Source organism: Bdellovibrio sp. CKG001, from assembly GCF_055397465.1.
Genome location: NZ_AP029173.1, coordinates 3,361,763 through 3,380,196 on the forward strand (window position 1 = coordinate 3,361,763; position 18,434 = coordinate 3,380,196).

At 50.1% G+C, this 18,434-nt stretch carries 19 protein-coding genes; 10 read left to right on the forward strand and 9 right to left on the reverse strand.

Features of this window, described 5'->3' with window-relative positions:
* Nucleotides 1-51 precede the first annotated feature (51 nt).
* Entirely contained in the window at nucleotides 52-621 is a 570-nt protein-coding gene (locus tag ACZ50P_RS15835; protein ID WP_464118709.1) for a hypothetical protein, read from the forward strand.
* 16 nt (nucleotides 622-637) lie between these two features.
* Here ACZ50P_RS15835 and ACZ50P_RS15840 read toward each other — a convergent pair whose 3' ends face one another.
* From ACZ50P_RS15840 to ACZ50P_RS15865, 6 genes are read right to left on the reverse strand one after another with little or no spacing between them, the layout of a single operon-like run.
* Nucleotides 638-1,579: a hydroxymethylglutaryl-CoA lyase gene (locus tag ACZ50P_RS15840; RefSeq protein ID WP_464118710.1), complete on the reverse strand. Its 942-nt coding sequence runs from the start codon at nucleotides 1,577-1,579 to the stop codon at nucleotides 638-640.
* 5 nt (nucleotides 1,580-1,584) lie between these two features.
* Complete coding sequence (locus tag ACZ50P_RS15845) at nucleotides 1,585-1,965, reverse strand: acyl-CoA carboxylase biotin carboxyl carrier protein subunit (RefSeq protein ID WP_464118711.1); 381 nt, start codon at nucleotides 1,963-1,965, stop codon at nucleotides 1,585-1,587.
* Complete coding sequence (locus ACZ50P_RS15850; RefSeq protein WP_464118712.1) at nucleotides 1,965-3,443, reverse strand: acetyl-CoA carboxylase biotin carboxylase subunit; 1,479 nt, start codon at nucleotides 3,441-3,443, stop codon at nucleotides 1,965-1,967. The genes ACZ50P_RS15845 and ACZ50P_RS15850 overlap by 1 nt, the downstream gene beginning before the upstream one ends.
* Nucleotides 3,443-4,222, reverse strand: a complete 780-nt coding sequence (locus tag ACZ50P_RS15855; protein ID WP_464132267.1) for an enoyl-CoA hydratase-related protein — start codon at nucleotides 4,220-4,222, stop codon at nucleotides 3,443-3,445. The genes ACZ50P_RS15850 and ACZ50P_RS15855 overlap by 1 nt, the downstream gene beginning before the upstream one ends.
* Before the next feature lie 2 nt (nucleotides 4,223-4,224).
* Complete coding sequence (locus ACZ50P_RS15860) at nucleotides 4,225-5,832, reverse strand: carboxyl transferase domain-containing protein (RefSeq protein ID WP_464132269.1); 1,608 nt, start codon at nucleotides 5,830-5,832, stop codon at nucleotides 4,225-4,227.
* 12 nt (nucleotides 5,833-5,844) lie between these two features.
* A complete protein-coding gene (locus tag ACZ50P_RS15865; RefSeq protein ID WP_464118715.1) occupies nucleotides 5,845-6,483 on the reverse strand; it encodes a PaaI family thioesterase in 639 nt (212 codons plus the stop codon).
* A 101-nt stretch (nucleotides 6,484-6,584) separates the two neighbouring features.
* On the opposite strand from ACZ50P_RS15865, the gene ACZ50P_RS15870 reads away from it, so the two are divergent.
* The 9 genes from ACZ50P_RS15870 (at nucleotide 6,585) to ACZ50P_RS15910 (ending at nucleotide 13,294) form a co-directional block, all read left to right on the forward strand.
* Nucleotides 6,585-7,073, forward strand: coding sequence for a hypothetical protein (locus ACZ50P_RS15870; protein ID WP_464118716.1), 489 nt, complete (start codon nucleotides 6,585-6,587; stop codon nucleotides 7,071-7,073).
* A complete protein-coding gene (locus ACZ50P_RS15875; RefSeq protein WP_464118717.1) occupies nucleotides 7,073-8,110 on the forward strand; it encodes a class I SAM-dependent methyltransferase in 1,038 nt (345 codons plus the stop codon). Before ACZ50P_RS15870 ends, ACZ50P_RS15875 begins: the two co-directional genes overlap by 1 nt.
* Before the next feature lie 81 nt (nucleotides 8,111-8,191).
* Nucleotides 8,192-8,716 carry a GNAT family N-acetyltransferase gene (locus tag ACZ50P_RS15880; protein WP_464132270.1) on the forward strand — a complete coding sequence of 175 codons (525 nt, stop codon included), beginning with the start codon at nucleotides 8,192-8,194 and terminating at the stop codon, nucleotides 8,714-8,716.
* 51 nt (nucleotides 8,717-8,767) lie between these two features.
* Nucleotides 8,768-9,574 carry an endonuclease/exonuclease/phosphatase family protein gene (locus ACZ50P_RS15885; protein ID WP_464132272.1) on the forward strand — a complete coding sequence of 269 codons (807 nt, stop codon included), beginning with the start codon at nucleotides 8,768-8,770 and terminating at the stop codon, nucleotides 9,572-9,574.
* 135 nt (nucleotides 9,575-9,709) lie between these two features.
* On the forward strand, nucleotides 9,710-10,240 hold the full coding sequence (locus ACZ50P_RS15890; protein WP_464132274.1) for a hypothetical protein: 531 nt from the start codon (nucleotides 9,710-9,712) through the stop codon (nucleotides 10,238-10,240).
* A 22-nt stretch (nucleotides 10,241-10,262) separates the two neighbouring features.
* The gene (locus ACZ50P_RS15895) at nucleotides 10,263-11,093 is read left to right on the forward strand and encodes an ABC transporter ATP-binding protein (protein ID WP_464118721.1); all 831 of its coding nucleotides are present in this window, start codon (nucleotides 10,263-10,265) and stop codon (nucleotides 11,091-11,093) included.
* A complete protein-coding gene (locus ACZ50P_RS15900) occupies nucleotides 11,050-11,862 on the forward strand; it encodes an ABC transporter permease (RefSeq protein WP_464135221.1) in 813 nt (270 codons plus the stop codon). The genes ACZ50P_RS15895 and ACZ50P_RS15900 overlap by 44 nt, the downstream gene beginning before the upstream one ends.
* 1 nt (nucleotide 11,863) lies before the next feature.
* Nucleotides 11,864-12,658 carry an ABC transporter permease gene (locus ACZ50P_RS15905; RefSeq protein WP_464118722.1) on the forward strand — a complete coding sequence of 265 codons (795 nt, stop codon included), beginning with the start codon at nucleotides 11,864-11,866 and terminating at the stop codon, nucleotides 12,656-12,658.
* Nucleotides 12,659-12,673: 15 nt separating this feature from the next.
* Nucleotides 12,674-13,294, forward strand: coding sequence for a glutathione S-transferase family protein (locus tag ACZ50P_RS15910; RefSeq protein WP_464132276.1), 621 nt, complete (start codon nucleotides 12,674-12,676; stop codon nucleotides 13,292-13,294).
* Nucleotides 13,295-13,319: 25 nt separating this feature from the next.
* On the opposite strand, the gene ACZ50P_RS15915 is transcribed toward ACZ50P_RS15910, so the two are convergent.
* From ACZ50P_RS15915 to ACZ50P_RS15925, 3 genes are all read right to left on the reverse strand, one after another.
* Nucleotides 13,320-15,113: a M3 family oligoendopeptidase gene (locus ACZ50P_RS15915; protein ID WP_464132278.1), complete on the reverse strand. Its 1,794-nt coding sequence runs from the start codon at nucleotides 15,111-15,113 to the stop codon at nucleotides 13,320-13,322.
* A 64-nt stretch (nucleotides 15,114-15,177) separates the two neighbouring features.
* Nucleotides 15,178-17,232 carry a phospholipase D-like domain-containing protein gene (locus ACZ50P_RS15920; RefSeq protein WP_464132280.1) on the reverse strand — a complete coding sequence of 685 codons (2,055 nt, stop codon included), beginning with the start codon at nucleotides 17,230-17,232 and terminating at the stop codon, nucleotides 15,178-15,180.
* Nucleotides 17,229-18,431, reverse strand: coding sequence for a hypothetical protein (locus ACZ50P_RS15925; RefSeq protein WP_464132282.1), 1,203 nt, complete (start codon nucleotides 18,429-18,431; stop codon nucleotides 17,229-17,231). The genes ACZ50P_RS15920 and ACZ50P_RS15925 overlap by 4 nt, the downstream gene beginning before the upstream one ends.
* Between the last annotated feature and the right edge of the window lie 3 nt (nucleotides 18,432-18,434).

The window sequence follows — 18,434 nt, forward strand, 5'->3', positions numbered from 1 at the left end:
GACTGTCAATTCTCCTCCCTCCTATCCGATAAGCCTCAAGTAGGAGTTTACATGCGCAGTTCATCTTTAATGTTCCTCTTGATCCTTTTGACGTCCAATGCCGCCACAGCCCGATCCTTCACGTTGGCCAAGGGCTCCGGATACTCTGTCGAACCTCTTTACGGCTATGAAACTGTTTATCGCTCTTACCCCAAGGATCACCTTGCCACTCGCGCTATGTACGGTCTGCGCCTGACGGCGGGGAAAGACATTCTGTCTGCCGAAGCCGAGTACACACGGGCCTCGGACACCGAAACCTATTCCACAGCGCCGGAAAAAATCTATCATCAGGACGACAAATACAAACTGGGTGTGCGTTCCACCTATCGCTTTAACAACTATTTCTTTTCAACCGGACGCCTTGGGGCCCAAGCCACTCAAGGCAAAGAAGAAACCACTTCCGGTGGTGTGGTGACAACGAAAGAGAAAGAACTGAAGTATGACCCCTATGCAGGTATCAATCTGGGGATTCGTTTGGGTGTCTTTTCTTTGAATGCAGGGACAACCATGGTCTTTAAAGACTACCAGGACATGTCCAAGAATGAATTCCAGCACACTTTGTCTTTTGGAGTGGGCTACTAAAGAAAAAGCCAAGGTTTTAGACCTTGGCTTGAACTTTCCCCAGCGGCTTTAGCTTGCCGACTTTGCCGACCTTTGAAGGAAGTGGGTGCTGAATTTTTTCAGCCATCCACGGATTGATTTCAATCAGCTTATCCAAATTCAATCCCGTCTTCACACCCATACCATGGAACATGTAAACCACATCTTCAGTGGCCACGTTGCCCGTCGCCCCCGGAGCATAAGGACAACCCCCCAGGCCCCCAAGGCTGGTATCAAAGACGGTGATGCCCAGCTTGTACGCCGCCAGGATGTTGGCCAAAGCCTGCCCGCGAGTATCATGAAAGTGACCGGCCAGTTTCTTCGCCGGGATCACTTTCTTCAGTTTGCGGAATAAAGATTCCACCTGCCCTACATCCGCCACACCGATGGTGTCACCAATCGAAAGCTCATAGACACCCAACTTATGCATCCGCTGAGCCAGCTTCACCACTTTGGCCTCAGAAACTTTTCCTTCAAAAGGACAACCAAAGCACGTGGACAGATAACCACGGACTTTGATTTTATGCTTTTTCGCCAAAGCCATCACGGGCTCAAAACGTTTGAAGCTTTCATCGATGGAGCAATTGATATTTTTCAACGAAAAAGATTCTGAACAAGCCGCGAAGATCGCGACTTCTTTCACACCACTGGCAATGGCATCCAGCATGCCACGCTCGTTGGGAACCAAAACCGAAAACTCGGTCTTCTTAGGGATGTCCCCGGCCTTCACCAAGGCAAAAGCCTTTTTCACCACCTCTGCTGTGCCCGCCATCTGCGGCACCCACGTCGGCGAAACAAAGGCGCCAATTTCAACTCGCTTTGTTCCAGCAGCAATCAATCGTCTTGCGAATTCCACACGAGTGTCGGCATCCAGAACGGTTTTTTCGTTCTGCAGACCATCTCTTAATCCCATTTCCACAATAACAACTGACTTTTTCATAGAACTTACTTATCGGATGCTGGTTTGATTTTCACAAGAGTTTTACCCAGGGCCACTTGCTCACCCACAGCACAGTTCATGCTGTCGATGGTGCCGGCAATCTCGGCCTTTAAAGTGTACTCCATTTTCATGGCTTCCATCACCAAAACTGCCTGACCTGGTTCAATGGGCGCACCCACGGCCACCAAAAGTTTGGTGATCTTGCCCGGCATCGGCGCCATGATCTGGTCAGATGAACCTCCGGCACCAGCCTTTTTACGGGACTTTCGGCCAGTGGAAACATCCTGAGTGAAAACACGGCCATTATAGTGGACCCACAACGTGCCTTGAATCAATTGCGCCTGCGCCTTATGGTCAACGCCGTCAATACGTACTTTCACTTCCATTAGATACCTCTCCAGTAAGACGCCCATGGGGATTGAGATGTCGTGGTTGCTGAAGTTGCCCCACCACGCAGCTGCAACAACGCCCCGGCCGCCACTGTTTTCTCAATATCGGTCAATGCCGGTTCTTTCAAAGATTCGCTGAAGTATGTTTCAATGAATCTTGTTGTCATCGTACCCATGACAAATTCTTTGTGCGAAAGAATCTCGATCAGATACGGAATGTTGGTGTGAACACCAAACACGACAGAATCCTTCAACACACGGATCATTTTCTGAATCGCACGCGGACGGTTTTCATCCCAAACGATCACTTTCGCAATCATCGGATCATAGAACGGTGTGATCGTGTCGTTCGCATCAAAGCCGTACTCATAACGACGGCCCGGGCCTTCCGGCCATTCCACATGCCCCAAAAGACCTGTGGAAGGAACACCCCCCTGATAAGGATTTTCAGCATAAATACGGCACTCAATGGAATGCCCGCGAGGAGCGCGAATCTGTTTTACATCATGGACATAGTCCCCTTGCGCGGTCAGGATCTGCATTTTGACCAGATCCACACCCAGAACCTCTTCCGTCACCGGATGCTCGACCTGCAAACGGGTGTTCACCTCTAGCAGATAAAACTCCCCGTCCTGCAGAAGGAATTCCACTGTGCCGGCCCCTTTGTATTTACCCAAAGTGGCAATAGCGCAGGCGGCTTCCCCCATGCGACGGCGCAGTTCATCTGTCAAAGAAGGTGATGTCGCCTCTTCGATAATCTTTTGGTGACGACGCTGAACCGAACACTCACGGTCAAAGAAGTGCTGAACATTCCCGGTGCTGTCTCCAAAAACCTGGAATTCAATGTGTTTGGCGCGATCCAGATACTTTTCCAGGAACACCTTCGGCGAACCAAAGGCCGACTGCGCTTCACGCTGAGCAGACTCAATCAGTTCACGCGCCTCCGCAGAGGATTTCAAAAGCTTCATGCCACGACCGCCGCCACCCGCTGCCGCTTTCACGATCACCGGATAGCCGATCTTTTCTGCTTGTTGGATCAGATGATCCACATCCTGATTTTCACCCTGATAACCAGGTACCAGTGGAAGACCGGCCTGCTTGGCCAGTTCTTTACAGTGAACCTTGTCACCCAAGGCGCGAATGGCTTCCGGTGACGGACCGATGAACGTCAGACCGGCCTTACCCACAGCTTCGGCGAAATCCGCATTTTCTGACAAGAAGCCAAAGCCTGGATGGATCGCTTGCGCGCCCCCGGCCAGGGCCCCGTTGATGTTGGCTTCGATATTCAAATAACTTTCTGCTGTCGGCGCCGGACCAATGCAGATGGTTTTAGTCGCCATTCTGAAAGCGCGGGTGTTGATATCGGCTTCAGAGTGCAAAAGGACGGTCTCAATTCCCATTTCTTCGCAGGCTTTAATAATACGAACAGCCACTTCACCACGGTTGGCGATGGCAATACGAGTGAACTTTTTCATTAGGAAAGTCTCCATGCAGGCTCACGTTTTTCCAGGAAGGACTTCAGTCCCTCCTGCCCCTCAGCGCTGGCACGACGTTCAGCAATCACTGTGGTCGTGCGACTGCGCTGCTCAGCCCAGCTCAAGGTGTCTAGATCATTAAGAAGTTTTTTGGTTTCTCGAACGGCTTCCGGCCCGCACTGCATGTAGTTGTGCAAAACCTTCTGCAGCACCGTGTGGCCCTCACCCGCCGCCACCACTTCAGTCACAAGGCCAGCCTGGTGTGCCACATGGGCGTTAAAGACCACCCCTGAAAGCATCAAGGGACGAACCTTACCAGTCACGGCCTTCTTATTCACAAAAGCACTTATTACGGCTGGCGCAATCCCCAGCTTCACTTCACTAAAGCAGAACTGCGTGTTGTCTTCAGCAATCACTTCATCACAAACCGCCACAAGCCCCAAGGCACCGCCAAAGGCCGCACCATGGATCAAACCAATCACCGGCAAACTGCACTGGGCAATGGACTCAAACATGCCATAGAGCTTTAAAGAATCTTCGCGGTTTTGTTCGAAAGAAAAATTCACCATCTCTTTCATCCAGTTCAGATCGGCCCCGGCACAGAAGACTTTTCCTTCTCCTTGCAGAACCACCGCACGCAGATCTTTGCGAGACTCCAGATCCGTAAAGATCTGTGTCAACTCAGCAATCATCTCGGGATTGAAAGAGTTCCGAACTTCCGGCCTATGAAGCTTGACGTAGGCCACCTGATTCATTTCTGTAACTACAACAAAAGACATAATTACATCCTGAAGACGCCCTGAGCTTTTTCACCCCAGGACTTGTTAAGGCTTGCAGAAATTCCCAGCGCCAGTACACGGCGGGTGTCGGCTGGATCAATGATCCCGTCATCCCACAAGCGTGCTGAAGAATAATAACAAGCGCTTTCTTTTTCGTATTTTTCCAAAGTCGGACGTTTGAACTCCGCTTGTTCTTCCGGCGACATGGTTTGTCTTTTTGCCGCCATCTGATCCATTTTCACTGTCAAAAGCACGTTCGCCGCCTGCTCTCCGCCCATCACACTGATTTTGGCATTTGGCCACATCCACAACTGACGAGGCTGGAAGGCGCGACCGCACATACCATAGTTTCCGGCACCATAAGACCCACCGATCACCACTGTGAACTTCGGGACATGGGCGTTGGAAACGGCCATCACCATTTTAGCTCCGTGTTTGGCGATCCCTTCATTTTCGTACTTCTTACCGACCATGAAACCTGTGATATTTTGAAGGAAGATCAATGGCACTTCACGCTGTTCGCACAGCTCGATAAAGTGCGCGGCCTTCAGGGAACTTTCGCTGAACAAAACACCGTTATTGGCAATGATCCCCACAGGCATACCCCAGATGTGGGCAAAACCCGTCACCAAAGTTTTTCCGTACAGAGGTTTGAATTCATGGAATCTTGACCCGTCCACGATACGCGCAATCACTTCGCGCACATCAAATGGAACGCGGCTGTCTTTGGGAATGATTCCGTAAAGTTCTTTTTGATCGAACAGAGGTTCTTCCACTGGAAGAGTTTTCAACTGCACAGCCCGTTTGTGATTTAAGTGCGCCACGATGGAACGTGTGATTTCAATCGCGTGCTCGTCATCTTCGGCAAAGTGATCGGTCACCCCGGAAGTTTCACAGTGCACTTGCGCGCCCCCCAGTTCTTGCGCGTCCACAACTTCGCCAGTTGCCGCTTTGACCAACGGAGGTCCACCCAGGAAAATAGTCCCGTTTTCTTTGACGATGACAGTTTCATCGCTCATCGCCGGAACATAAGCGCCCCCGGCCGTGCAAGACCCCATCACCACCGCGATTTGCGGGATGTTGGCGGCGGACATGCGGGCTTGGTTATAGAATATTCTTCCGAAGTGATCGCGATCCGGGAACACATCGGCCTGCATTGGCAGGAAGGCTCCACCCGAATCGACAAGATAGATACATGGCAGACCGTTTTCAAAAGCGATTTCCTGCGCGCGCAGATGCTTTTTCACCGTCATCGGGAAGTAAGTTCCACCCTTCACCGTCGCATCGTTGGCAACAATCACACATTCCGTTCCGTGGATCACACCGATCCCCGTCACCACACCCGCGCCCGGAGCCTGACCTTCGTACATGTCCCAGGCTGCAAGTGTTGAGAACTCAAGGAAAGCGGTGCCACCGTCCACAAGCGCCTCAATACGTTCGCGCGCCGTCAGTTTGCCGCGGGATTTGTGTTTCTTCGTGGCTTCTTCGCCACCGCCTTGTTTCACCAAGTTTACACGTTCACGCCATTCGTTGACGATGCTAAGCATAGCCTCACGGTTAAGTTTGAACTCTGGGGAACTGGAATCAATTTGTGTCTCTAAAATTTCCATAGAACCTTGTGCTTATTCTTCCACGCCCGAGCTTAAAGCCGGTGTGTGTTTAAAACTCATTTGCAAACGGAACTCCGCCACAGCCTGATCGTTGCCATCAAAGACCTTCAGCTCGGCATCGGCTTTGGACTCACGACGGTCACGGATTTCTGCCAGCACCACCTCACGTGTGGTTTCAGGAAGTTCCATACGGATACGACATTCCTCACTGGTGACTTTGAAAAATTCAGACTCCAAGCGGGAGACATGAATATCAAAAGTTCCCATCGGGGCATGGCGGGCCCACAGAAGTTTTGCCGCCTCGATCGCCGCCGTCGTCAAAGCCCCTTCGTGCAAGGTTTTGACTTCATTCAGATTGCGTGTACGAGCAGGAACCGCCATCTCCACTTGCGTGTCAGAGAGGCGAGAAATTCTCAAACCCATCCCGGCAGAAAAAGGGCGAACAATATCAAGCGCATAACTAAGCGCAGCATGAGAAGCCTTGGGCGACACCTCTTCCAAAAGCGCTGCCAAGTCAGCGGCACTCAGGCGAATTCCCCGATCTTCCAATTGAGATTTAAGGCCGTCTTTGGCGTTTTGTAGCTGCTGACGCAGGTTTTGCTCCAGCTCAATCCCCTTAGACATTAAGATTGTCAGCCATTGTTGGTTCATGAGATACCCTCTCTGTACGAGTGTTGAAAAAAACGGAATATCATGCTCGGATAAGGATGTCAGTTTTATCACACTGAGTAAACCGAGAGAGGACCCTTGAGATGAAGAAAATTGTAAGTCTGGTAATTTTCATTGCTGCCCTTGTTTGGACGTGGAATGTGATTCACACCTCCCAGGCTGTAGGATTCGAGACGCACTCCGGCATTCAGACGAAGCTGGCTGAACTGATCACTCAGACTCTGACAACTAAAAAACCTCACGCCAAAGACTTGGCAATCACTCGTTTGTGGACTGAAACCTTGAGCGACAACAAGGTTCGCGCCGTGTTTGCATACAAATTCACAGACGTTGCCGAAGATGGCGAATCCATGGAGCAAATCATTGAAGGTGAAGCCGTTCTTTACCGTGACGTTTCCGATCAGGAAAACGTGGATAAGTGGGTTCTTCAGTCCGTAAAAACCACCAATGACATTGTTGTTTTCACTGAAGGCTCCACGATCACTCCGGGCGCAGAAGAAGTGCCGGCAGAAGCTGAGCCGACTGCGACTCCAGAGGCGACACCGGCACCAACTGCAACTCCGGCGCAATAATGCCAATCCCAAATCAGTTCCTTCAGATTGACGAAGAGGGCTACCCCCTGAGCCGCGAAGTTCGCATCCAGGACCCTCTGGCTGGCCAGGAAATCCTGCAAAATCTGAAGGTTCATGAAGGTGGAACTTTGCTTTCCACCTTCGGCGGAACTCCTGTCATCGTTGAAGCCTTTGACGAACCCTACGTAGCCTCACAAGTTGAACTCAAAAGCGACAAAACCTGGGAAATCCAACTTCCGTTCGGGGTGCACTACGCCTTTGAACTGGAATCACTTTCTTTGGACGAATGGGACCGTTTTCACGGCTACACCGCCAACAAAGTTCCTTTTGTCATGTCCCGCAAAGCTCAGGCGAGCTTCTTTAATCTGCTAGAAGAGTTCGGCGACGACTTCATCGAGTATAATGGCAAGACCTATGACATTCCGATGTACTGGGCTGCAGATAAAGATGTGGAAAAGGAAACTTACTGGAGTCAGATCTACGAACAAGAAGCCAACCCCGGCTGGAACCTGGGTGAACCCGCCGAAGCCCTGAAAGACATGCTTCCCCGCCTGAAGATCGCTCGTTCCCGCGTGCTGGTTCTGGGCTGCGGTGAAGGTCATGATGCCGCTTTGTTTGCAGCTTCGGGTCACTTTGTGACGGCGGTGGACATTTCCCCTTTGGCTTTAGAGCGCGCGCGCAAACTTTATGGTCACATGCCCAATTTGACCTTTGTGGAAGCTGATCTATTCAAGCTTCCGGCTGACTTTAATCAGTCTTTTGACATCGTCTTTGAACACACCTGTTATTGTGCAATCAATCCCGAGCGCCGCAAAGAATTGGTTAAAATCTGGAACCGTGTTCTGGCTCCAGGGGGCCACTTGATGGGCGTCTTCTTCACATTTGAAAAACGCCAAGGCCCTCCTTATGGAGGCTCAGAGTGGGAACTGCGCCAACGTTTGCGCAGCTCATATCAGCCCATCTTCTGGGGCCGCTGGCAAAAATCAGTTCCACGCCGCCAAGGCAAAGAACTTTTCATCTACGCAAAAAAGATCTAAAAAGGTACCTGCTTACTTTTGCAGAAGCAGCGCACTCAACGCCACGCTTCTGCAAAAGTAAGCAGGTACCTTGGAGTGTTTATGCATATTGAGTTTACGCAGGCTGATGACAGTCACGTTGAAGATTTAGTGGCCCTGGTTAATTCCGCTTACCGTGGAGACAGCTCGAAGGTCGGTTGGACCACCGAGGCGGATTTGTTGGACGGCCAGCGGGTTGATGCTCAAGGCATTCAGGCGCTGATCGACAAAGAAGATTCCGTGATCTTGGTGGCTGAGGATGACGACACCGGTGATTTGCTCGGATGTGTTCACCTCGAAAAACAAGGCACAAAAATGTATCTGGGCATGCTGACTGTGTCCCCGGAATTGCAGTCAAAAGGCCTCGGCAAGATGCTTTTGAGCGAAGCAGAAGCCCTTGCGGAATTCTGGGATTGTAATACCATTTTCATGACAGTGATCTCAGTTCGCACCGAGCTGATCGCCTGGTACGCAAAGCACGGTTTCAAGGACACTAAAGAAACCAAGCCTTTCCCGTATGGCGACGAGCGCTTCGGCATTCCCAAAGTGGAAGGGCTGCAGTTCACCGTGCTGGAAAAAAAACTTTAAATTAAGAATGCAAAGCCTCTCACTGACGAGAGGCCTCTTTAAGGAGTCACCATGATCAAGGGATTGATCCTCGTTCTGTCTCTTTTTGTCTCTACCACGGCCTTTTCCAACGAAGAAAAAAGTGAAATCCCTAACGACAGGGATGTCCACACACAGATAGGCACCTGCCACCAGGAATTTCTGCCGACCAACTTCAATCTTTTTGTCTGGAATATCAAAAAAGCCGAAGCCCGTGATTCCTGGGCCCGCGACTTTGAATTCTTCGTTCCTAAATCAGACGTCGTTCTAATTCAGGAAGGCATGATTGATTCCTATATGCCCAAAGTTCTGCAACGCCAGAAAAACTTCTGCTGGGACTTTATCACCAGCTTCATTGAAAAAGACGGCGATCAAACCGGCGTGGTCAGCGGTTCTTACGCCGGCCCCCTGATGGTGCACTTCCTGCGCAGCCCGGGCCGTGAACCTGTCATCAAAACCCCGAAAATGGTGCTCGTCACGGAATACGCGCTGGCCAACAGTTCCCAAACTTTATGGGTTGCCAACATCCATGGCTTGAATTTCGTTACTGATCGCCTGAACAGAGAACAAATCGAGCAAGTGGCGCAATTTCTGAAAAAGCACCAGGGTCCCCTGATCTTTGCCGGAGACTTTAATTCATGGAACAAAAACCGCCTGACCTATCTGGATCAGATTTTAGGTCGTCTGCAGATGCGTAAACTGGCATTTGCCAATGATAACCGCAGGTTCAAGCTGGATCACATCTACGTCCGCGGCTTGGAAGCAGTTTCCACCAAGCTTCACAACGACATTGAAAGCTCGGACCACAAGCCCCTTTCTGCTGTTTTCCGTCTGAAATAGTTCCCCCAATTCGACCGAACAGAGCTACAAACCTCTCTGTTCGGTGATGATTCATTTTTTGTATAATAAGTTCTTTTCTATGTATTAAAAATTCTCTCAGTTTCGGCGCATATTCACCTCATCAGGGGGGTCTAAATGTCTTTGAAAACTGCATTCACAGCACTTTTGGGGGTTATGGTTTCCTCTGTGGCCTTGGCAGATCAGATGGGTCCTAACGGAGACAAGTTCTACGAAGAAGCCGCCCACTACGAACACGCTTGCCAGTCCACACCTTGCAAATCCGGCTACTCCAACGAAATCGTGTACAGCCAAAAACAAAGATTGAACAAACTATCCCAAGACACCCGCGCTGCTTTGAAGGCCGTAGCTGTTGATCAGGCTCAGGTTTGGGGTGACACGATCCTGGAAGGCGACTACCACGCGGCGGGCCGCACTCGTTTGGACGAGGTTATGGCTTTCTATAAGAACTCTCGCCTTATCGGATACAAAATCCAGTACTCTGAAAAAGCCTGGTATGTGGGGGACTGCGATTTCAACGGAAAACGTGAGTCTTTAAAGGGTTGTAAAGAGGGTCGTATCGTCGAAGGCAGTTATGTTTCCGCCGATCACCAGACTTACTTCAGTGATGAGGAACGTTACGCAGAGTTTTCTTTTATCAACAAATAAGTTCTAAGCTATAGTCGCCCCTATGGCGATAGTAATCGAAACGAAAGAACTTTCCCGGGTCTATCAGACCTATCAAAAGCCTGAAGGGTTTATCAACTCCCTGAAGGGCTTCGTAAACCGCAAACATGTCTCCAAAGTGGCTCTGGATAAGACCACATTGCAAATTGAGTCCGGCCAAATCGTCGGACTTGTCGGAGCCAATGGCGCCGGTAAAACCACCTTGCTAAAAATGCTTTCGGGCCTGGTCACTCCGACCAGCGGCGACGCCCGTGTCCTGGGCTACAGACCCTGGGAAAGAAAAAACGAATTCCTTCGCCAGATCAGCATTTTGCTTGGACAAAAGAACCAGTTGTGGTGGGACATCTCTCCGGCGGATTCGTATTCTTTGCTGGCGCGTATCTATGATCTGGATCCCCAGCAGGCGCGCAAACGTGTGGATCATCTGGCCGAAATGCTTCAGTGCACTCATGTCCTGCACACCCAACTTCGCCGCCTCAGTCTGGGCGAGCGCATGAAGATGGAAATCATCGGCGCTCTGTTGCACGAACCCAAAGTTCTATTCCTGGATGAACCCACCATCGGTTTGGACATCGTGGCCCAGGAAACCATTCGCGAATTCCTGGATCAGTATGTGAAAGAAAAAGAGCCCACTGTGATTCTGACCAGCCACTACATGGACGACATCGCCAAGCTTGCCGACAAACTGCTTTTGATCAGCAAGGGAAACATCGTCTATCAGGGCACGGTCCCGGAATTTGTTGCTAAATCAAACACTGAACTGGCTGAAAATGAAGAGGTCGATTTTGAAGATGTCATTCGCCGCTTTTTGGAAACGGAATCTCGCGTTCGCTAAGCTCGCGGTCCAGTCCAATCTTGAATATCGTCTGAACTATTTTGTCGATGCCGTGGTTCAACCGTCCCTGACCACGGGTATTGAGGTGCTGCTGTGGTTTGCGGTCTTCAAAGGTGCAGGTGCCACGGAGATCGCCGGTTTTGGTCGCGAGTACTATCTGGCTTATGCCCTGTGGGCCGCTTTCTTCGCGCGGATCTGCACCAGCTGGATGTACGAATATCGCATGATTCAGGAGATTGATTCAGGCTCGATCAACAGTTTGCTGGTCCGCCCGATGACCTTTTATGAATACTATTTCTCGCAGTTGATGGGATACAAATTCGTCACGACCGTCGTTTCAATGCTGATCCCGTTTGCGGCGATTTTGATTTTCAATCTGCCCACCAAGTTTGAACGCCTGCCACTGGCGTTTGCACTGGAATTTTATTATCTGATTCTGGTTCATTCGATCAGCTTTGTGATTGCTGCCGGGGCCTTCTATTTGAACAAGGTCTACGCCATCACCGGAGCGAAGAATCTGGCTTTGTGGCTGATGACCGGCGAACTTTTCCCTCTGGATCTGATGCCGGAACCTCTCAAATCCATCATGATCGCCCTGCCTTTCAGTGCGGGTGTCTACGTGCCGGTGGGCTACTTGACCGGCCGTCTGGAAATAGCCTCGGTATGGCAGGCCTTTGCGTCGGTCACCGTGGGTATTGTTATCGTGAATCTGCTGGGGGTCTGGCTGTGGCGCAAAGGTGTGAACGTTTACACGGGAACAGGAGCCTAGGGTGAAGACACTTAAAAAGTATCTTTCTTTGTACGCCGCTCTTTTCCGCACCAGTTTTATTGCGGATCTGGAATACCGGGTAAACTTTGTCACTCGTATAGCCACGGATATTTTCTGGTATCTGGCTCAGATCATGACTTTTGAAGTTTTGTTCCGCCATACGCCCAAAATTGGCGACTGGAATCTGGAACAAATGCGCGTCTTCCTGGGCGTGGTTTTTGTCGTCGACGGACTTTACATGATCATCCTGTCCGAAAACCTGGATCAGTTTTCTGAAAAAGTTCGCAAAGGCGATCTGGATCTGCTTTTGGCCAAACCGATCAACTCGCAATTCATGATTTCTCTACAGAAGGCTTCCACCGCGATGATAGGAAACCTTCTGATTGCCAGCAGTTGGTTCATTTACAGCATCATTCAGCTTCCCAATTTCGAATGGCTGCGTCTGCTGTGGCTGATCGTGCTGATCCCGTGTGGACTTGTGGCCCTGTACGCAATGAGATTCTTTATGGCTTCCACGGCCGTCATCTTTGCCCGTTCAGAAAACTTGCAGTTTATCTGGTATCAGATTTATCGTCTGGGAATGCGCCCGGATTCAATTTACGTCCCATGGTTTAAGTGGATGCTTTTGACGGCTCTGCCCGTCGGGGTCATCGCCAGCGTCCCCGCACGAGCTCTTTTGGAGCCGCCGGATCTGGCACTCTTTGCCTGGGTGGTGGTGTTGTCAGGAATATTGATTTATTTAACAAACAGATTCTGGAAGTTTGCGTTGCGCTTTTATTCCAGCGCAAGCTCCTGAAGAAAGGCATTTTATATGATTAAAATTTACGGATCTCCGCTTTCAAGTGCAGGCCGCTGTTACTGGATGCTCGAAGAACTGGGTCTTCCTTACGAACAGGTTCCTCTGAACATGCGCGAAAAGCAGCACAAGTCCGAAGAGTACCTAAAAATCAACCCGAACGGAAAAGTCCCTGCGATCATCGATGGCGAGTACGTGCTGTGGGAATCCATGGCCATCACCAATTATCTGGCAAAAAAACACAACAGCCCGATGGCGGCGCAGAATGCAGAGGAAGAAGGGCAAATGTTGCAGTGGAGCTTCTGGGCTCTAGTGGATCTGCAAAAGCCTGCGGTGGACTGGCTGATTCAAGCCATGTTCGTTCCGGCAGAACACAGAAACCAAAACATCATCTCTGATGCGCAAAATATCCTGCCACGCTATCTGCAAGTTCTGGAAAAAGGACTCAGCGGAAAGACCTATCTGGTTGGAAACCGCTTTACAGTGGCTGATATCAACGTGGCCTCTGTGATCGGAATTTTGCATGCTCTGAAATTTGATTTGTCGAGCTATCCAAATATCACCAAATGGAGCCAGACGTGCCACAGCCGTCCGGCCAGCCAAAAAGTTCAAGCCATGAGATCCAACCCGCACTAGGCTGGATCTTCTGCAAAAGCTCGTCCTAACCCAGGGCGAGCTTTTCAAAGTCTGAAATCTTCTTGTTGATCACGGAAATGGACTTCTTCCAGAACTCAGGACGACGGATGTCCTCGCCTAAATGTTTCTGCACCAGATCTTCCGCACTCATGCGTCCCGTATCGCGCAGGATATTGATGTAGGTCTTCATGAAGTCCTGACCCAACTCCTGACGGCGGGCATAGACACTCATGCTGAACAGATATCCAAAGGTGTACGGATAGTTATAGAAGCTGATACCGGACATCGCAAAATGCAGCTTGGTCGCCCAGAACATCTTGTCGTTGGCACTTAAGGTCGGTCCATACCACTTCGTCCAGGCTTCGTCTGTTAACCGTGTGAGCTCATCCGAACTCAACGTACGCTGGGCCCGAAGGTCATAGAAGCTTTTTTCAAAATCAAAGCGGGCTGGTATATTCAAAAGGAAGCTGGCCGCACCTTCGATTTCTCCCCAGGCAAATTCAATTTTTTCTTCACGCGTCTGTGCTTTTTCCAAAAGCACATCGTGCAACAAGGTTTCAGAGAAGATACTCGCTGTTTCAGCCAGCGTCATTGGATAACGGGTCTGCGCACGTGGCATGTCCCTCATCACCCATGAATGATAGGCATGCCCCAGCTCGTGCGCCAAAGTGGAAATATCACTGTTGGAACCCATATAGGTCATGAACACCCGCGGCTCACGACGTTTTTGGAATCCTGTGCAATAAGCACCGTTGCGTTTGTTCGGAAGAACACGAGCCTCGATCCAGCGTTTGTCGGCCATCATGCCGACAAAGTCAGACATCGAGGCATCCGCCTGTGCGAAGGCCTCTTTGATCATGTTCAGGCCCTCGTCATAAGTGCGCTCTTTCTTAGAGGCAGAAATCGGGCTTTGCGCCAAAAGATCCCATGGATCCAATACCTTTTTGCCCATCAGCTTCGCCATGGCCATAGGAGCCTTGCGGGATTGCTCGACATTATCATGACAAGCCGACAACATCGCTTCCAGTGTGTCGCGAGTGATACGGCTGTAGAACAAGGACTGATCCAGATAGTGAGAAGTCACGGTGTGCGACCGCTTTTTATTTTCTTCGTGGCGCCAGCCGGCCAAAGCATTCAAGATGGCCGCTGCTGATTCCTTATGAACGGTCCAGGCTTCCTGAATGGAGGTCCACGCGACACGACGGGTGTTTTCTTCCTGACTGCGAGTCAACGCCGCTGCTTGAGCCAATCCCACAGTCTCCGTGCGATCCGCGTATTTTAATTCACAGCGCATGGAGCCACTGAGTTTTCCATACAGTTCTCCCCACGCATGCAGGCCTGGTGTGGAAATGGCCTGCAGCAGGGTTTCTTCCCCATCCGACAGCATAAAAGGTTTCAAACTTCTTTTTTCCGCCCAAAGGAAATCACTGGCCGCCAGTTCCGGATGCGCCAGGATCTTCTTTAAAATTTCATCCGAGCAGGCTTTGACAAAGTTATTCACCGGCACCAATGCCTGATACATACGAGAAATCAAATCACTGACCTCTGATTTTTTGGCCTGCGCCTCATTCAGGGAGCTGTCCACAGAAAGATGGCACATCAGATATGTGCTCATGTTGGCCAAGAGCACCTGCGCCTGATCTGCGTTTACCAGGATCTTTTGAATGGATTCAATCTGTGCATCCAGAGGTTCGCGCAATGCTTTGACGTCTTTCTCGATCTGATCAACCTGAGACTTCGTCAGATCAAATTCAGTCTGAAATTCAACGGAGTTATAAGAAGGGTATTCTGATTCGATATTCCAAGCCATTTTTTCCATGACCGGATCATACCCTAAAAAACAAAAAAGCCGAAGTTTTGCTTCGGCTTTTTCACATTAAATCCTATCGTTTCTCGATGTCGTCCTTGGCTCTAAGTAGCGTGGCTCCCAGATCATTGATAATCCGGCTCAGCTCCGGTGACAGGGTCTTGCCCGAGATCTGCAACTGCAAGCGCTCTGTCTCGTAGAAGGGACCAACCTGCTTGTCATCATTCCAAGCGGTCAGGAACTCTTCTTCAAACCCACCAATAACTTTTTTATCGAAGATCTGCGCCCCGAATTCGCGGAAGCTGCCCTGTAGGGTGTCTGGATTCAGATTGGAAGAACCCACCAGCATCACCTTGCCATCAACAGACGTGATCTTGCGGTGATTTTCCTGATGATACCCTTGTGTTTTCCCGTTCGGGAAACGCGCCTCAATGCCCAAAGTGCGGCGGGCTCTCACTTCCACCCCATGACGAATCAACTGATCCAGGAACAACGTGTTTGGCAACCCACCCATCGCAAAATTTCCATTGTGATCAGCCAGAATACGAACCTTCAACCCTGGCACTTGTGCTTTGCGCTTCATCAAAGCATCGTTGATGTATTTATCATAGATAAACAGATGCTCCATGTAGATATGACTTTCCGCCTTGGAGATCATATCCACCAGCATGTTGCGCGTGTCCTTGATCTTGGCATCGACGTTGGCTTCAGCCAGTCGTACCGACTGGTCACCCACGGCCGGGAATGTCATGCGCTTAAGCTTAAACCAGGAAAGAATCTGATCGCGATTCTTCAGGTAAGCTTCGTTGGAATAGCCTTGCTCCTTATAATAGAACCACTTGCGCTCGTTTGCGTCTGTCGTCAAGGCAGCATCGACGTCATCATAGTACGCGGCCTGCACCAGGGCTGCCGCCGGGCCTTTGACATATAAGGCGTTGTCATAATAGTAACCGCCACTGTGATCCGACCAGTTCTTCGAGCCAAAGTACGCCTGAGGCGCATCGGATTCCGCATCCACGACGATCACCTTACTGTGATCAATTTTGGATTCATAGTATGTGTTGCGTTTTTCCAGGGACTTGAAGGTTTCCTCTGTTTTGGGAATCAGATTGGTGATGCCAAAAGGAATGCCCGGTGGATGGCGTTGGATGTTGGCCTGAAGCAGATACACAGACCCTTTCAGGCCCGGATCTGTTGCCGCACGATTTTTGATGTACTCAAAGATCGGCATCATCTCGTCCTTCATGTTGTAGTTGGTTGCATAGTCATGCAACATGAGCACCTTGAAGTTCGGATTGGCTTTTTTCTTGATGACTGTTTGATCCAGCAGGAATTTGCTCAAAGTTCCACCCATTGTGCCTCCGAAAAGGAAGATATCAATAAAGATGGATTCTTTCGCAGACAGAATCATATCGCGAATCTTGGCAAACATCGGATCTTTGAAAGACGGATGCCCCTCGTCGTCGTTATGTAAAGGCATCTTCATATAAGGCTGGCTGAAATCCAGCTTGCCCCCGGCAAAGATTACACGATCATTGAACCACTGAATTCTTTCCGGAGATACTTCATTGTGACTGACCAACTCCACCACATTGCCCGGCACAAAGCCACCGGCCACCAGAGCGTAGTCATCCATTTCCGGGAAACGACGTTGCAGATTCTCGGTCAGCTCCACGCTGCTCAGGCTTAAGTTGCGCGCTGAGGACCACGAGGTCATCAGACTGCGGGCTGCTGACTGGGCCGCTTTGTCTTTTTTGAGCGGATGGTCGGCATAGTCGCGCAAGGCCTGCAAACGGGTCTGCAACCAATATTGCAAAACCTTGGATTCATTCACCGAACTTTTCTTTACAAACTTCCAGTAAACCAATGGCAGAAGAATTTTCTCGGGAACCTGGCTTTCATATGTCTTCACAAAAGCACGTGCCCGGCTTTGCTCTGCCGTTGGCAACTTTTTAATTTCACTTAACAGGGTTTCAACACGACGGCAGGCTTCGGCGCCAAACATCATGTCAAAGTTGGATTTATGGAAATCCATTGCTGCAATACGCTCTTTCAAAGACACCACAGGGGCCTGAGCAAAGGACGTCGAACCCATTAACAGCGAGGTCAAAATCAAAGCGGTCTTTTTCACAGAACACCCCCCTGCACCAGGGAATTCAGATTCAGATACTTTTCCATCGAGCTTTCACACTTTTTCAAATAATTACGACTGGCACTGGAAAGAGCCTGCTGTCCGTCTGCGGCGTTCTCTGTATGGAAGCGGGTGTTATAATCCACCAGATCCACCTTCGTGCGACTGCGGTCCAGCTCCCGTTCTTTCAGGTCGTAAACAATCTTGCTTAAATTAAAGATCACCTGACCTGAGGAGTTTCTTTTTTCCTCAACCTGGAATGTTCCCGTCGGAACGGACTTACCGGTTTCTTCATAGGTATCCGGCATCAACTCTCTGCGACCTTCATTATGGGAAGCCAGAAGTCCCGGGTAGATCTCAAGTGTTTCCTCGGTCGGAATCAGGTCTTTCAGGTTGAAGTTCTTGTAAAGATCGACGGTATAGAACAAAGGCACGCCCGGTCCGGCTGATTTCGCTGACAAGGTATAGCCATCGCAAACAACCGGCTTCTGAAGGGCATGGTTTGAACGATAGTAGCGGCGATAGCGCACAAAGCCTTTCACGCCGTACTTTTTGATACTGGGCACACCAATGCCGATATCCATGATCTCAATATAGATCGTCATAGAGCCACCGATATAATCCGCAGCCCCCTTGGTCACTGGCACAAGGGCCGAGTTGTTATAGACAGTTCCCGTCACCGTAGCTTTTTCCAATTGTTCCCATTTAGAGCTTAAACGGCCTGTTTCACTCAAACGCACCAGTTGATTGCTGTTTAGTTCGGCAGAGTAATCATTTTTCTGATTAAACTCTGGATTGAACATCAAATCCACCTGCAGACCGGTATTGATGATCTTATAAAAGCGCATTGTTTTAACGAAGTTTTCAATCAAGGCATCTTTGATATTGCCGCCTGCGATCTTGGCCAGACCCTGCTCAGGAGCGTCCGAGCCCAGCGTTTTAATCAAAGCCTCATTCAGGGCTTTGCGTGCGGTTTTTGAAAGATACTTCTGATCTCCATTGGTATGAAAATGCACGGACATCTTATGGCGGTAAGGATTCAAAGGAGAATCCCCACCCATCAGTTCGCCCAGCGCCTGAGCCTCACCATCTGTGATGATTTGTTTCACGCTGGCTGGCTGACGGACTTCTTTATGTGTACAGTGCACAGCTGTCAAAGCGGCGCAGGCAATCAATGCAGACTTGATCATCAACTTCATATA

Coding starts and splice junctions, on each gene's coding strand:
- ACZ50P_RS15910 (WP_464132276.1), top strand. CDS start 12,674: ATGATTAAAATTTACGGATCTCCGCTTTCAAGTGCAGGCCGCTGTTAC.
- ACZ50P_RS15850 (WP_464118712.1), bottom strand. CDS start 3,443: ATGAAAAAGTTCACTCGTATTGCCATCGCCAACCGTGGTGAAGTGGCT.
- ACZ50P_RS15855 (WP_464132267.1), bottom strand. CDS start 4,222: ATGTCTTTTGTTGTAGTTACAGAAATGAATCAGGTGGCCTACGTCAAG.
- ACZ50P_RS15890 (WP_464132274.1), top strand. CDS start 9,710: ATGTCTTTGAAAACTGCATTCACAGCACTTTTGGGGGTTATGGTTTCC.
- ACZ50P_RS15915 (WP_464132278.1), bottom strand. CDS start 15,113: ATGGAAAAAATGGCTTGGAATATCGAATCAGAATACCCTTCTTATAAC.
- ACZ50P_RS15840 (WP_464118710.1), bottom strand. CDS start 1,579: ATGAAAAAGTCAGTTGTTATTGTGGAAATGGGATTAAGAGATGGTCTG.
- ACZ50P_RS15835 (WP_464118709.1), top strand. CDS start 52: ATGCGCAGTTCATCTTTAATGTTCCTCTTGATCCTTTTGACGTCCAAT.
- ACZ50P_RS15900 (WP_464135221.1), top strand. CDS start 11,050: ATGTCATTCGCCGCTTTTTGGAAACGGAATCTCGCGTTCGCTAAGCTC.
- ACZ50P_RS15880 (WP_464132270.1), top strand. CDS start 8,192: ATGCATATTGAGTTTACGCAGGCTGATGACAGTCACGTTGAAGATTTA.
- ACZ50P_RS15870 (WP_464118716.1), top strand. CDS start 6,585: ATGAAGAAAATTGTAAGTCTGGTAATTTTCATTGCTGCCCTTGTTTGG.
- ACZ50P_RS15865 (WP_464118715.1), bottom strand. CDS start 6,483: ATGAACCAACAATGGCTGACAATCTTAATGTCTAAGGGGATTGAGCTG.
- ACZ50P_RS15875 (WP_464118717.1), top strand. CDS start 7,073: ATGCCAATCCCAAATCAGTTCCTTCAGATTGACGAAGAGGGCTACCCC.
- ACZ50P_RS15925 (WP_464132282.1), bottom strand. CDS start 18,431: ATGAAGTTGATGATCAAGTCTGCATTGATTGCCTGCGCCGCTTTGACA.
- ACZ50P_RS15845 (WP_464118711.1), bottom strand. CDS start 1,965: ATGGAAGTGAAAGTACGTATTGACGGCGTTGACCATAAGGCGCAGGCG.
- ACZ50P_RS15885 (WP_464132272.1), top strand. CDS start 8,768: ATGATCAAGGGATTGATCCTCGTTCTGTCTCTTTTTGTCTCTACCACG.
- ACZ50P_RS15895 (WP_464118721.1), top strand. CDS start 10,263: ATGGCGATAGTAATCGAAACGAAAGAACTTTCCCGGGTCTATCAGACC.
- ACZ50P_RS15860 (WP_464132269.1), bottom strand. CDS start 5,832: ATGGAAATTTTAGAGACACAAATTGATTCCAGTTCCCCAGAGTTCAAA.